Source organism: Neisseria sp. HMSC03D10, assembly GCF_001807625.1.
In the GTDB taxonomy this organism is placed as follows: domain Bacteria; phylum Pseudomonadota; class Gammaproteobacteria; order Burkholderiales; family Neisseriaceae; genus Neisseria; species Neisseria mucosa.
This window is the reverse complement of the sequence record NZ_KV789596.1, coordinates 1-741: the sequence shown is the minus strand read 5'-3', so window position 1 is coordinate 741 and position 741 is coordinate 1. Positions and strand designations below refer to the sequence as shown.

Annotated in this window: 2 protein-coding genes; both read left to right on the top strand. The window is 41.8% G+C overall.

The window, feature by feature from the left end; genetic code table 11:
* The coding region (locus tag HMPREF3066_RS12540; RefSeq protein WP_452299608.1) for an EF-Tu C-terminal domain-related protein at nt 1-75 on the top strand (75 nt) is incomplete at its 5' end.
* A 17-nt stretch (nt 76-92) separates the two neighbouring features.
* Nucleotides 93-404: a 30S ribosomal protein S10 gene (gene rpsJ / locus HMPREF3066_RS10065; protein ID WP_002642322.1), complete on the top strand. Its 312-nt coding sequence runs from the start codon at nt 93-95 to the stop codon at nt 402-404.
* Nucleotides 405-741: the final 337 nt, after the last annotated feature.

Below are 741 nucleotides of genomic sequence, written 5' to 3'. Positions count from 1 at the left end.
GAAGGTCTGCGCTTTGCGATTCGCGAAGGTGGCCGTACCGTAGGTGCAGGCGTGGTTTCTTCTATCATCGCTTAATTGAAGGATATCGATAAATGGCAAACCAAAAAATCCGTATCCGCCTGAAAGCTTATGATTACAGCCTGATCGACCGTTCTGCTCAAGAAATCGTTGAAACTGCAAAACGTACCGGTGCCGTTGTAAAAGGTCCGATTCCGTTGCCGACTAAAATCGAACGTTTCAACATTCTGCGTTCTCCACACGTGAACAAAACTTCTCGTGAACAATTGGAAATCCGCACCCACTTGCGCCTGATGGACATCGTGGACTGGACTGACAAAACTACCGATGCACTGATGAAACTGGACTTGCCAGCCGGTGTTGATGTAGAAATTAAAGTTCAATAATCGCTGCTTTTGATAGAAAGCCGAATGGTTTATCCGTTCGGCTTTTTGTTATCCATATGTGTTGTGGAAATCAACCGCGCTGTTAGACTTTCGGCTTTTGTTTGAAGAGCTGATTGAGTAGAAATTCGGTATTGTCAAGAATGTTGATAGACGCGGGAAACCTGCTAAGTTCTTGATAATGCTGGATGGTTAATTAAAAAACATTTAATCAAAAACACAGCTGTTTGACGTAGAAAAAGTGTAAACAACGTGACAATTTCCTATATCTAAGGTTGTCTGAAAATCATTGCTCTTTTCGACTACCTTTGTATAGTCAATTAAAATCAAAATAGGACAG